Source organism: Sodalis sp. RH24 (assembly GCF_047324145.1).
Taxonomy (GTDB): Bacteria; Pseudomonadota; Gammaproteobacteria; order Enterobacterales; family Enterobacteriaceae; genus Acerihabitans.
Genome location: NZ_CP178729.1, coordinates 4,624,840 through 4,637,498, shown reverse-complemented (window position 1 = coordinate 4,637,498; position 12,659 = coordinate 4,624,840). Strand labels below are relative to the sequence as shown.

At 61.9% G+C, this 12,659-nt stretch carries 8 protein-coding genes and 2 tRNA genes; 5 read left to right on the top strand and 5 right to left on the bottom strand.

Features of this window, described 5'->3' with window-relative positions; all coding sequences use genetic code 11:
• The first annotated feature begins 106 nt into the window (after positions 1-106).
• The gene (csdA, locus tag ACL2XG_RS21040) at positions 107-1,312 is read left to right on the top strand and encodes a cysteine desulfurase CsdA (protein ID WP_410013695.1); all 1,206 of its coding nucleotides are present in this window, start codon (positions 107-109) and stop codon (positions 1,310-1,312) included.
• 19 nt (positions 1,313-1,331) lie between these two features.
• Positions 1,332-1,784 carry a cysteine desulfurase sulfur acceptor subunit CsdE gene (gene csdE / locus ACL2XG_RS21035; RefSeq protein ID WP_410013694.1) on the top strand — a complete coding sequence of 151 codons (453 nt, stop codon included), beginning with the start codon at positions 1,332-1,334 and terminating at the stop codon, positions 1,782-1,784.
• Here the strand turns inward: csdE and tcdA are convergent.
• Positions 1,774-2,601 carry a tRNA cyclic N6-threonylcarbamoyladenosine(37) synthase TcdA gene (gene tcdA, locus ACL2XG_RS21030; RefSeq protein WP_410013693.1) on the bottom strand — a complete coding sequence of 276 codons (828 nt, stop codon included), beginning with the start codon at positions 2,599-2,601 and terminating at the stop codon, positions 1,774-1,776. The genes csdE and tcdA overlap by 11 nt on opposite strands.
• A gap of 32 nt (positions 2,602-2,633) precedes the next feature.
• Positions 2,634-3,797 carry a murein transglycosylase A gene (gene mltA / locus ACL2XG_RS21025; protein WP_410013692.1) on the bottom strand — a complete coding sequence of 388 codons (1,164 nt, stop codon included), beginning with the start codon at positions 3,795-3,797 and terminating at the stop codon, positions 2,634-2,636.
• 216 nt (positions 3,798-4,013) lie between these two features.
• Between mltA and ACL2XG_RS21020 the strand changes: the two genes are divergently transcribed.
• A tRNA-Met gene (locus ACL2XG_RS21020) sits at positions 4,014-4,090 on the top strand.
• 92 nt (positions 4,091-4,182) lie between these two features.
• A tRNA-Met gene (locus tag ACL2XG_RS21015) sits at positions 4,183-4,259 on the top strand.
• A gap of 85 nt (positions 4,260-4,344) precedes the next feature.
• Here the strand turns inward: ACL2XG_RS21015 and amiC are convergent.
• The gene (amiC, locus tag ACL2XG_RS21010) at positions 4,345-5,601 is read right to left on the bottom strand and encodes an N-acetylmuramoyl-L-alanine amidase AmiC (protein ID WP_410013691.1); all 1,257 of its coding nucleotides are present in this window, start codon (positions 5,599-5,601) and stop codon (positions 4,345-4,347) included.
• 231 nt (positions 5,602-5,832) lie between these two features.
• On the opposite strand from amiC, the gene argA reads away from it, so the two are divergent.
• Positions 5,833-7,167, top strand: coding sequence for an amino-acid N-acetyltransferase (gene argA / locus ACL2XG_RS21005; RefSeq protein WP_410013690.1), 1,335 nt, complete (start codon positions 5,833-5,835; stop codon positions 7,165-7,167).
• 71 nt (positions 7,168-7,238) lie between these two features.
• Here argA and recD read toward each other — a convergent pair whose 3' ends face one another.
• Positions 7,239-9,089, bottom strand: coding sequence for an exodeoxyribonuclease V subunit alpha (gene recD / locus ACL2XG_RS21000; protein WP_413721338.1), 1,851 nt, complete (start codon positions 9,087-9,089; stop codon positions 7,239-7,241).
• Positions 9,089-12,655, bottom strand: a complete 3,567-nt coding sequence (recB, locus tag ACL2XG_RS20995; protein WP_413721339.1) for an exodeoxyribonuclease V subunit beta — start codon at positions 12,653-12,655, stop codon at positions 9,089-9,091. Before recB ends, recD begins: the two co-directional genes overlap by 1 nt.
• Positions 12,656-12,659 lie beyond the last annotated feature (4 nt).

The window sequence follows — 12,659 nt, the reverse complement described above, 5'->3', positions numbered from 1 at the left end:
TTTTTCCATAAAACCGGATTAAATCCTGTCACTTATCCCCTCCAGACGGCGATAATAGGATAAGTCTGTAGTTCTGCTTTGCCGAAACAAGGTGTATGAGGTAACCATGACCGAATTTGATTTTGCCGCCTTTCGCCGTCATTTCCCCGCGCTGGATAATGACGCGGTGTATCTGGACAGCGCCGCCACCGCCCTGAAGCCCGACGCGGTCATTGATGCCACCGACGCCTTTTATCGCCATGGCACCGGCAATGTCCATCGCAGCCAGTATCCCGGCGCCGTTTCGCTCACCGCCCGTTATGAGCAGGCGCGCCTCAAGGCCGCCGCCTGGATCGGCGCTCCGGCCGCCGGCATTATCTGGACCCGGGGCGCCACCGAGGCGATTAACCTGGTGGCGCAAAGTTATGCCCGGCCGCGCCTGCGGGCGGGTGACGAAATCCTGGTCAGCGAGGCCGAGCATCACGCCAATCTCATCCCCTGGCTGATGGTGGCGCAGCAGACCGGCGCGCGGGTGGTTCGATGGCCCCTGGGACGCGATTGGCTGCCGGACCCGGCGCAACTCGCCGGGCTGCTGAACGGCAAAACCCGTATCCTGGCCGTGACCCAGATGTCGAACGTCACCGGCGCCTGCCCGGATCTGGCGGGCATCACCGCCCTGGTCCGCCGCTACCCGCAGGCGGCGATCGTGCTTGACGGCGCGCAGGGCGCGGTGCACCGTCCCCCCGACGTGCGGGACGCCGATATCGATTTCTACGTTTTTTCCGGCCATAAACTGTATGGCCCGACCGGCATCGGCGTGCTGTATGGCAAAACGGCGCTGCTGGAGGACATGCCGCCCTGGCAAGGGGGCGGCAAGATGCTGACCGCGGCGGGTTTCGACGGTTTTATTCCGCAGGCGGCGCCGCTGCGTTTTGAAGCGGGCACGCCCAATATCGCCGGCGTGCTTGGACTGGGCGCCGCGCTCGACTGGCTGCGCACGCAGGATCTGGCGGCCGCGGAGGAATACAGCGCCGGGCTGGCCGGCCTCGCCGCGCAACGTCTGTCCGCCCTGCCGGGTTTTCGCGCGTTCCGCGCACCGGGTTCCAGTGTGTTATCCTTTGTGTTTGCCGGTCTTCACCATCAGGATATCGCCATGATCCTGGCGCAGGACGGCATTGCCTTGCGCGCCGGGCAGCATTGCGCCCAGCCGCTGATGGCGGCGCTGGGCGTATCCGGCACCCTGCGCGCCTCTTTTGCGCCCTATAATACCCGCCATGACGTCGACCGGCTGGTCGCGTCGGTGGAAAAAGCCGTCTCCCTGCTGAGGGATTGATTCTGATGGGGATAACGTCATGACAGAACATCAAGCGGGCAGCCATCCTTTCGGCGGCGAGATCGCTATGCGGGAATTGACGCAACGCTTTGCCGGCTGCCGGACCTGGGAAGATCGCCTGCGGCAGATTATCCTGCTGGCCAAGGCGCTGCCGCCGCTGCCGGATACGCTGAAAACGCCGGCAACGATACTGACGGGCTGCGAAAACCGCGTCTGGCTCGGCCATCAGCGGCTGCGCGACGGTACGCTGCATTTTTATGCCGACAGCGACGGGCGCATCGTCAAGGGTCTGCTGGCCGTGGTGCTGGCCGGCAGCGAAGGCCAAACGCCGGAACAACTGTCCCACCGGGATCCCCTGGCGCCGTTTGACGACCTGGGGCTGCGCGCCGAGCTGAGCGTCAGCCGCGCCGGCGGGCTGGCGGCTATCGCCGGGCGGATCAACGCCATTGCCGAGAGCTATATTAAACGCTGACGCCCCGCGCCGCCCGGGCCAGCATTTTTTTTAGCGCATGGGATACGGCGATAAACCCGAAGCTGGCGGTGACCATGGTCGCCGCGCCAAAGCCGGAGGCGCAATCCATGCGCTTGGGCCCAACGGCGGTGGCAGGCGACGCGCACACCGAGCCATCCGGCTGCGGATAGACCAGATGCTCGGTGGAGTAGACACAGTCTATGCCCAATTTGCCTTTACTGTTTTTTACCACGTTGAAATCATGCTTGAGCCGCTCGCGCAGTTTTGCCGCCAGCGGATCCTGGATGGTTTTCGCCAGATCGGCCACCGCGATGCGGGTGGGATCGATTTGCCCGCCCGCCCCGCCCACGGTGACCACCGGAATTTTATAACGACGGCAGTATGAGAGCAGCGCCGCTTTCGGCCGCACGCTGTCAATAGCATCGATAACATAGTCGAAGCCGCGATCGAGCAGGGCCGCGACGTTGTCGGCGGTAATAAAATCATCCACGCAGGTCACCACGCATTCCGGATTGATCGAGGCGATGCGCGCGGCCATGACCTCGGTTTTCGGCTGTCCCACCTGCTCGCGCAGCGCATGGATCTGGCGGTTGGTATTGGTGACGCACACATCATCCATATCGATAAGCGTAATGGCGCCGACGCCGGTGCGCGCCAACGCCTCCGCCGCCCATGAACCCACGCCGCCGATGCCTATCACGCAGACATGGGCGCGGAAGAACACGTCCAGCGCCTGCCGGCCATACAGGCGGGCGGTGCCGCCGAACCGCTGCAGATACGCGTCTGACTGGTACGCGTGTGAAGGGTGCCCGTTCATCTTGCTAACCTTATTGGCGGTGCCAATAGCATCTAATTATCGTAGGTAACCTGTACCTGGCCGGTGCTGGCCCGGGTTGTCAAGCCCTGGCTCTCGCCCGTGAATAACGGGGCGCTGTCCTGCGACCCTTTCAATACCCATACCCGGCCGTAGTGGTTGTAATAACCCGCCGCGTGGCCGGCCTCGGCGCCGATGCCCTGGTAGATATCAAAATGCTGTCCTTTTATGGCGCCGCCCACATCCAGGGCCACCATCAGGCGCATCTCATATTTACCGGTAAATTTGCCGGCGTTGTCCAGCAGGGGTACCTCCGCCAGCAGCGTGGTGCCGGCCGGGATCAGCGAGCGATCCGACGCCACCGAGGCCTTGGCCACCAGCGGCACGGCGCTGGCGCCTTTTACCGGCGCGAAGGGAACCGGCCTGAAGAACACATAGGACGGATTCTCTTCCAGCAGTTGCCGCACCTCGGTCTCGCTGTGGCGCGAGGCCCACTGGCGAATCGCCTGCATCGACATATCCTCGCGCGCCACTTCGCCGCGATCGATCAATATCTTACCGATGCTGCGGTAGGCGTGTCCGTTTTTACCGCCATAGCCAAAAAAGGTGAGCGGCCGGCCGTCGCCGTAATCCACATAGCCGCTGCCCTGCACTTCCATCATAAAATTATCCATCAGCGAATTACTGTAGGCGATGGCCAGATTACGGCCGTCAAGCGCGCCCGCGTAGATGGCGGCGCGGTCGGGCAGGCGGTTCCTGCCCTTGGGCGGCATGCGGTACAGCGGATACTGAAATTCGCCCTGGGGCGTATAGCGGGCCTGAATCACCGGCGTGTAATAGCCGGTGAACTGTACATTGCCATAATTATCCACCCCTTCCATCTGGTAGGCCTTGACGCCGAACTGGCTGAGCTGGCGGGTATCCGCGCCCGCCATGGCCCAGCGCTTGACGGCGTCGAAATTGGCGCTGTTGCGGCTATACAGGCCCGCGGCGGCGTATTGCGTTTCAGCCACCTGATCGGCGTAGTCCTTGGCATTAACCGGTCGCCCCTTGGCATTGGGTTCATTGACCAGCCCGAACGGCTGGGTAAGAAGACCATCTTTATACTGTTGTCCACGATCGGTGGGGCGCGACGAACAGCCGGCCAGAATGGCGAAAATCAGGCCAATGAAAAGATAGTGTGCCCATTGTTTGTTCATAACGTTCTCATGCCGGTTCCATTTGCCTATGTATCAACGGCGAACGATAGCAAAGGCGGTTCAATAGATAAATGCATTATTGCAAAAACAACCGTCTGTTTTGCTTATAAAACAGGCAAAAAAGCGCCTCTTTAAACAAAAATCATTATAGCAGGCGATTAATCGCAAAAAGGGGTTGCATCAAAGGCTGTCCGGAGTATAGTGCGCTTCCACGGACGCGGGGTGGAGCAGCCTGGTAGCTCGTCGGGCTCATAACCCGAAGGTCGTCGGTTCAAATCCGGCCCCCGCAACCAATTAAGCAGTAAAAGTCATACGTTAAGAAAAGAATTAAAAAAAAGAGTAAAAGAAGCAAGCATCTGACTGCTCACAGATGTAGTATATCGGACGCGGGGTGGAGCAGCCTGGTAGCTCGTCGGGCTCATAACCCGAAGGTCGTCGGTTCAAATCCGGCCCCCGCAACCACTTCTTGAAAAATGACAGGCTAAAGCGCTTAACCCACTCTCTAAGGTGGGTTTTTTGTTGTCTGCATTACGCAAAACGCGCCGCCTCACCGGCCCGAGATCACCCCACCCGCCGCAAAATACGCCTTGATGCCCGCCAGGATGGCGTGCGCCACCTGCTGCTGGAAATGCGTGGTGCGCAGGCGCCGCTCCTCTTCCACATTGCTGATAAACGCGGTCTCCACCAGGATGGAGGGAATATCGGGCGCCTTGAGCACCGCAAAACCCGCCTGATCCACGCTGCGTTTATGCAGGTGCGCGATTTTCCCCAGATGATGCAACACCGCCTTGCCGAATTTCAGGCTGTCGTTGATGGTGGCGGTCTGCACCAAATCAAACAAGGTATGATCCAGATAGCGGTCGCCGCTTTTGCCTACCCCGCCGATATCGTCCGCGGCGTTCTGGGTTTGCGCCAGGAAACGCGCGGCGGCGCTGGTGGCCCCTTTGGTGGACAGCGCAAACACCGACGCGCCGCGTGCCGCGCGGTTGGTAAACGCGTCGGCATGAATGGAGACGAACAGATCCGCGCGCTGTTTGCGCGCTTTCGCCACCCTGACCTTCAGCGGAATAAAGACATCCTCATTGCGCGTCATATAGACTTTCATATTGGGCTCACGGTCAATCAAGGCGCGCAGGTGGCGGGCAATCTTGAGCACCACATCCTTTTCGCGGGTGCGGAACTTGCCGATGGCGCCAGGATCCTCACCGCCATGGCCGGGGTCGAGCATGATGACAACCGGCCGGTCGCGCCCGGCTTTGCCGGCGCGCGGCGCCTGGGATTCGGGCGGCAGGCTGCGCGCCAGATCGCCCTGATTGTAGTCCTCCAGCAGCGCCAGCAGCGGATCGTCCTGCAGCGCGGAACGGCTGCCGGCCCGGGGATAGAGATCCATGATGAGACGATGTTTGAACCCGGCCACCGGCGGCAGGGCCAGGAAGCGCGCCTGGACCGGCTGCTTCAGTTCGATCACCATCCTGGCGGTGCGATCGTCAAACTGGCCGGCCCGTATCCGGCTGATGTAGGGGTCCGCTTCCCTGACCAATTGACCGGCGCCCTTCAGCACCGAATTAAGCTGGGCATCCTGGATATCCACCACCAGCCGGTCGGGATTGCCAAGGACAAACTGGCGATAGCGCAAGGGGGACTGGGATTCAAGCGTAATGCGGGTATAACTGGCTGCGGGCCAGATGCGTACGGCCACTACCAGCGGCGCCGCCATTCCGATGCGACTGAGCGTTAACAGCCAGGTGGCGGCGGTTGCCTGCAGCAGCCGCCTGCGCCCCTTATTATGATGTGAATCCGGCATATCGCCCCAGGATAAAAGCTAATATAATGAAAAAGCAGTCATTTTTTCGAATGGCAAAAACTTTAGCGAATCCGCCGGTATCTGTCATCCTTAAAAGGCTCTATGCTTAGTGCTTCGGGGTTTATTTTCGATTCTTTACAAACAAGAATGGGGAAAAATGCTGCTTGCCAATACCCTATTTATAGAATAAAAATACACAAAATCAGAATAATCATTCACAGAGGATTTGCCGTGAAGGAACGTAGTACTGAACTGGTCCAAGGCTTTCGTCACTCAGTTCCCTATATCAATGCCCATCGGGGCAAGACGTTTGTCGTCATGTTAGGCGGCGAAGCCATCGAACATGAAAACTTCGCCAACATCGTTAATGATATCGGCCTCCTTCACAGCCTGGGCATCCGCCTGGTGCTGGTCTACGGCGCACGGCCGCAAATCGACGCCAATCTGTCGGTGCACCACCTGGAACCTATTTACCACAAGCACACCCGCGTCACCGACGCGCCGACCCTTGAACTGGTCAAGCAGGCGGCCGGCCTGCTGCAGCTGGATATTACCGCGCGGCTGTCCATGAGCCTGAACAATACGCCGCTGCAGGGGGCGCATATTAATGTGGTCAGCGGCAATTTTATCATTGCCCAGCCGCTCGGGGTGGACGACGGGGTGGACTACTGCCACAGCGGCCGCATCCGCCGTATCGACGACGAGGCGATACATCGCCAGTTGGACAGCGGCGCTATCGTGCTGCTCGGGCCGGTGGCGGTATCGGTAACCGGCGAGAGCTTTAACCTGACCTCGGAAGAAGTGGCCACCCAGCTGGCTATCAAACTGAAAGCGGAAAAGATTATCGGCTTTTGTTCTTCGCAAGGGGTGTGTGACGATAAGGGCGAGATAATATCCGAACTGTTTCCCAATGAGGCCCAGCTGCGTATCGACGCGCTGGAAAAAAAAGGCGATTACCATTCCGGCACGGTGCGCTTTTTGCGCGGTGCGGTGAAAGCCTGCCGCAGCGGCGTGCGCCGTTGCCATCTGATCAGCTATCAGGATGACGGCGCGCTGGTGCAGGAACTGTTCTCCCGCGAAGGCATCGGCACCCAGATCGTGATGGAAAGCGCGGAACAGGTGCGGCGCGCGACCATTAATGATATCGGCGGCATCCTGGAATTGATACGCCCGCTGGAGCAGCAGGGCATCCTGGTGCGCCGGTCCCGCGAACAGCTGGAAATGGAAATCGATAAATTCACTATTATCGAACGGGACAACCTGACCATTGCCTGCGCCGCCCTTTACCCCTTTCCGGAAGAACAGCTGGGGGAGATGGCCTGCGTGGCCGTGCATCCCGATTACCGCAGTTCGTCGCGCGGCGAAATGCTGTTGCAGCGCATTACGCAGCAGGCGCGCCAGATGGGGCTGAAAAAGCTGTTTGTGCTGACGACGCGCAGCATTCACTGGTTCCAGGAGCGCGGTTTTACCCCGGCGGAAGTGGAAGTGCTGCCGCAGCAGAAGCAGGCGCTGTATAACTACCATCGCCGTTCAAAAATCCTGGTGGCGGACCTCACCGGCCAGTAACCGGGCTGCGCCGGCGAGCATTCCCGGGACGCCCGCCGGCTACCGCGTGCGCCGGCAAGCCTGCCGGCGGCCTACCCCTTTAACAGCAATTCCCGCAGGCCGCTGCGCCGCTCGGTCGGCGTGGCGATGGCCTGGCTTATCACCTCGTCGTTGGCATAGACCGACAGCCGCTCGCGGGCGCGGGTAATGGCCGTATAGACCAGCTCGCGGGTTAGCACTGGCAGAAACTGGTTGGGCAGCACCAGCGCCGTATGGATAAACTCCGACCCCTGGGATTTATGCACCGTCATGGCAAAAGCGGTTTCATGATCGGGCAGACGGCTTAGCGGCACCGCCTTGATGGTGCCGTCAGGCAGCGGGAAGCAGACCCGCAGCGCCGATTGCGCATCCGGCAGCATAATACCGATATCGCCGTTATACAGTCCAAGGGACGGCGCATTGCGGGTGATCATCAGCGGCCGTCCCGCATACCCCCTGCCGGCGGCATCCGCCTGGCGCTTAATCAACCCCGCCTGGGCCAGCGCCTGTTCAATCCGCGCGTTAAGGCCGGCGACGCCGAAGGGCCCTTCGCGCAGCGCGCACAGCAGGCGGTAGCGGTCAAATGCCGCTAACACCGCGCCCGCCCCGGCGCCGTCCCGCACCAGCCGCAGGTAATCACGATAGCCCGCGACGCACCCGTCGAGCAGGCGCAGATAGTCTTCGCCGTCGCGTATCGGCGCGTAGGCCACGTCCTCATCACGCCCGGCTTTCAGCAACGCCAGCGCCCCCCGGCCATCGCCGTTGTTAACGGTATTGGCCAGACGGCCGATGCCGGATCCCGCGTCAAAGCGGTAGCTTTTACGCAGCAGGCACAGGCTGTCCCCCGTCTGGTGTCCCGCCACGGGCGTGCCCGCCGGCACCTCGCAGCCGGTAAGCCGCCGCAGCTGCGCATTACGCCCGGGACTATAGCCGTTCTCCGCCAGAAAGCAGATGTCGCCCAGCACCGCCCCCGCTTCCACCGACGCCAGTTGGCAACGATCGCCTAAAAAAACCACCCGCGCCTGCGGCGGCAGCGCGGCGATCAGGCTGGCCATCATCGGCAGATCGACCATCGAGGCTTCGTCGACAATCAGGATATCCACATGCAGCGGATTATCCTGATGGTAACGCATGCGCTGGCTGTTGGGCTGCGCGCCCAGCAGCCGGTGCAGCGTCACGGCTTCCGCGGGGAACAGCCGCCGCTGCCGTTCGTCAAGGCCGAGCGCCGCCAGCGCCGCGCCAAGGGACTCGCTCAGGCGCGCCGCCGCTTTTCCGGTGGGCGCCGCCAGCTGGATACGCAGACGGGCATCGCCGCCCAGCACCACCATGGCGGCCAGCATTTTCGCCACCGTCGAGGTTTTACCGGTGCCCGGGCCGCCGGAAATCAGCGCCACCGGATGGGTGATAGCCACCGCCGCCGCCACTTTCTGCCAGTCCACCGCATCGGCGCCGGCCGGGAAAAACCGATCCAGCACCCGCCTGATAAGCGCTTCATCCCCAGCGGGCATGGGCCGGATGGCGTTAAAAAAATGCGCGACCCGCCGTTCATTTTGCCACATGCGCTGCAAATACAACCGGCCCTGATCTAATACCAGGGGGGTGGGCCTGGAACCGTCGCTGACCGCCGGCGACGTGTTCAGCAAACGCGGCCACTCGTCCGGCGAGGGCTTGCCGGCAAGGCGCCAGGCATGCTCGGCCAGTTGCGGATGCCGGCCGTTGAACAGGCCGCCGGGCTGCAATAGCGTCAACGGCAGGCAAACATGTCCTGCGCCGGCGTCGGCGCTCAGGCAAGCGCAAGCCAGCAGCAGGGCCGGCTCATCCGCGCTCGCCAGCATGCGGGCAAACTGGATATCCAGCGGCCGCCAAAGCCGCAGTAATTGCGCCTGCTCGATCACAACGTCCATTAAATCGCCTTATCCTCGCTGGTGGCCGCCGCGCCCTGGCTGAATAATGTATCCAGCCCGTCAATCAGGGCCGGTTCAGGGCGGCAGTAAAATATGCCGTTGCCGGGATTATCGGCCGCGACGCCGCGCAGGAACAGATAAAAGACTCCGCCAAAATGGCGGCGATAATCATAATCCGCCAGGCGATGGCGCAGGTAACGGTGCAACGCCAGGGTATAAAGCTGGTATTGCAGATCGTAGCGATGCTCCGCCATGGCCTGCGCCATCGCCTCGGGCGTATAGGCGGCATCGTCTTCGCCCAGCCAGTTGGATTTGTAGTCCAGCAGGTAATAACGGTCCTGCCAGCAAAAAACCAGGTCGATAAACCCCTTCAGCATTCCCCGCACCTGGGGAAAATCCAGCGGCGGGCAGCGCGCGGACAACGGATCGTAGCGTTTGCACAGCATATCCAGCGCGCCGGCGGTAACCGTGGCGTCGATCGGCAGATAGAACTGCAGCTCCGCCTGTTTCCGCCCCGGCGCCAGTCGGGAGAGCGTAATGCCGGAGGCGCCGAGCGGCGCGTTTAATACCCGGTCCATCCACTGCCCGATAACCGGTCGCCAAATGTCGCTGATGCCGTTTTGCGCCAGTTGTCCGCTGAGCCAATCCTCATCAAGCGGCCGGGTAAAATCGAGCGATTCAAACAGGGCGTGCAGGAAGGTGCCGGGGGAGGCGCCGCGCGCAAAGGTATGGGGCGACAGCTCGGGTTCGGCGTCCTGACGGCGTTCGCCCACCGCGTCGACGTCCAGCCGGGGCAGCAGTTCCATCAGCCCCGGTCCGCCGCCGTGCTGTTGCAGGCCGGAATAGCTGGTGACGCGCCAATTGTCCTGCGCGCGCGGCTGAAAGCGCCGGGCGGCGAGGATATGCCGCGCCGTCACGGCCGGTTGCCAGGGGTGCCCCTGCGGCTGGGTAATCACGTCCAGGGCGATATCCGCTGCGCACAGTTGCTCAAGCCGCGCCCGCAGGACGGCGCCGTCGCCGGGCTCGCCCTGCTGTATCAGGTAGCCCAACGCGCTTTGATGCACATCGGTATCGCCGTTTTTGGCACGGGTGCCGCGAAACAGCGGCGCGATACCGATGCAACATTGATAAATGGAACGGGTCAGCGCCACGTACAGCAGGCGCAGGTCTTCCGCCAACCGCTCTTCCTCCGCGAGCGCGAGGCTCTCCTCGGAGGCCGCCAGATCCAGCCAGGCCTGGAAATCACTGCGGTCATGGAACAAGGGGCGCTTTTGCAGCCGGAAATCGGCGACAAACGGCAGGAATACCAGGGGAAATTCCAATCCCTTGGACTTATGCACCGTGGTGATCTTCACCAGATGGCGGTCGCTTTCCAGCCTCAGCTGCTGGTTATCGGCCTGGGTGTTGGGCTGTTCAATCTGCAACGCCAGCCAGCGCACCAGCGCGTGTTCGTTATCCAGCTGCGCCGAGGCTTCCTGCAGCAGTTCGGCCAGATGCAGCAGATCGGTCAGCCTGCGTTCGCCATTAACGCTGGCCAGTAGGTTCTCCGCTATCTGATGGGCAATCATCACCTGGCGCAGCATCGGCAGCACGCCGCGTTGCCGCCACAGCTGGCGATACCCGGCGAACTCATCCACCAGCGCGTCCCAGGCCTGGCCGTTGTGGTTGACGGCATCGATATCCTGGGCGTCTAGCCCCATCAGGCTGGTGGCCAGGGCGCAGCGCAGGGCGTTATCCTGGCCCGGGATCAGGATTGCCTGCAACAACCACAGCAGCTCGCGCGCCTCCGGCGTTTCATACACGCTGTCACGATTGGACAGGTAAACCGCGGGGATCGACAATGCGCTTAACGCGTCGCGCACCAGGGAGGCTTCATTACGGTTACGCACCAGCACCGTCATGTCCGAGGCCTGCAGCGCCTCGCGTCCCTTGCGGCCGTTAAGCCAGGCGCGCCCGTCCCGGCCGGCGGTCAGCAGGTCGCTGATGGCGGCGGCGCACTGGCGCGCCATTAAATGTTGGTACTCACTTACACCGGTTCCGTCCCCCGCCAGCAGCCAGACCCGCAGCGCCGGCTGCGGCGCCTGGTCGACCATCAGCGACAGCGCGTCGTTTTCCGGGGCGGCGGCGACCGGCAAAAAGGGAATTTGCGCAAAAATAAAGGGGTTTGCGAGCGATTGGAACAGGCGGTTCACCGCGCCGATCATGGGCGGCGAGGAGCGCCAGTTGGTGCCGAGAGTATAGTGGGCGCTAACTTCGCTGCGGGCACGCATATAGGTAAAAATATCCGCGCCGCGAAAAGCATAAATCGCCTGTTTGGGATCGCCAATCAATACCAGGCCGCAGGCCGGCTGCCCGCCATAGAGGCGGCGGAAAATGCGGTATTGCTGGGGGTCGGTATCCTGGAATTCGTCAATCATCGCCACCGGATAGCGCGCGCGCACCGACTGCGCCAGGGCGTCGCCACCCTCGCCCCGCAGCGCCTCGTCAAAACGGCTGAGCAGATCGTCGAAGCCCAGTTCACCGCGCCGGCGCTTTTCGAGTTGCAGCGCGAGGCGCATTTCATCCAGCGCCAGCACAAAAATCAGCTCGCGCAGCGTCAACGCCTCCTGGAAAAACCGGTCGATTTCGTCGAACAGGACATGTTCGGGCGGCCTGCCCTTGGTGGTTTTGGCGCGCAGTACCGATTGGCGGAAGCGTTCAAGCTCTTTTGGCACCGCATAATCATCGGTTGGCGCGGCGGCCCAGGCTGACATTTTATCCAGCCATACAGGCAGGTTCTTGCTACTGTATGAGCGCTTATCGACGCCTGAGTCGCCCACCAGGGCCGGCAACAAACCGGCGGCTTGGCGCCATGACCGCTTAAGGGCGTCGATGCGGGCGATAATGCGCTCATGCCGCGCCAGGATGGACTCGGTTTTATCCGGCGGATTGCGCACCACCGGCGCCTCGCCCTGCATATAAGGCAGCAATTCCGCCAACAGTTTTTCCGGACCGTCCCATTCCTGGTGTATGGCCCGGGCGATGGCGTAAGGCAGCGGGTAGCAATGGCGGCGCCAAAAGTCGGCGCAGACCTGGCGTCTGAGCGCCGATTCGTCTTCCACCAGGGTTTGCTGGAACAACATACCCGACTCAACGGTATTCTGGCCGAGCATGCGCTGGCAAAAGCCATGAATGGTATAAATCGCCGCTTCATCCATCTGCCGTTCGGCCGCCAGCAGTAAACGGGCGGCATGCTCCGTATCGGCGACCTGGGCCAGAAGTTCCTGAAACAGGTCGTCCTTGCCGGGTTCACGCAGGGAAGGACCCCGCACGCAGGCCAGCCGCAGGCGGTGGATATTCTCCCGGATGCGTCCCCGCAGTTCCTCGGTGGCCGCCTCGGTAAAGGTCACCACCAGGATTTCTTCCACGCTGAGCGGGCGCTGATAAGCCGCCTGCTGGCCCAGCCCCAGCAGCAGGCGGAGATAAAGCGCCGCCAGCGTGTAGGTTTTCCCGGTACCCGCCGACGCCTCGATAAGGCTTGCGCCCTGCAACGGCAACGTCAGCGGATTAAGTATCTGCGCGGTCAAGGAT